Annotated in this window: 1 protein-coding gene; it reads right to left on the bottom strand. The window is 28.3% G+C overall.

Annotation, left to right across the window (positions count from 1 at the left end; genetic code table 11):
* The coding region (locus CRV02_RS14580; RefSeq protein ID WP_258239337.1) for a hypothetical protein at positions 1-306 on the bottom strand (306 nt) is incomplete at its 3' end.
* Positions 307-414: the final 108 nt, after the last annotated feature.

The following is a 414-nucleotide window of genomic DNA, read 5'->3' as shown; positions in this document are numbered from 1 at the left end:
TTGAGTCATGTCACTAATTATATTTGATCTGTTCTCTGTTTTCTTAACATCATATATCTGTTGTGCATGTATAGGAAGGATATAGAAAGCTTCAACTAATGATGATAATAAAATTATTGTAATCAGAATCGGTAATGCTTTCATAAACTTCCCTACTTCACCTGTCATATGTAGAATTGGTAAATAAGCAAAGATAGTAGTTTCAGTTGCAGTTAAAACATCTGGATAAACTTCTAAAGCTACATCTAAATAATCTTGGAGTCTATTTTTCCCCATTTCCATATGTCTTAAAATATTTTCTCCAATAACATTTTCGTATTAAACACACATACATATATATTTTCACTCCCCAAGCAATTATCAACTATTTAAACAATAATGTATAACATCATCTGTTCTAATTACTATCATTAA

Origin of the sequence: Arcobacter sp. CECT 8989 (assembly GCF_004116715.1) — a bacterium.
In the GTDB taxonomy this organism is placed as follows: domain Bacteria; phylum Campylobacterota; class Campylobacteria; order Campylobacterales; family Arcobacteraceae; genus Halarcobacter.
Note: the sequence above shows the minus strand (reverse complement) of the source record. Positions and strands in the feature narration are given on the sequence as shown.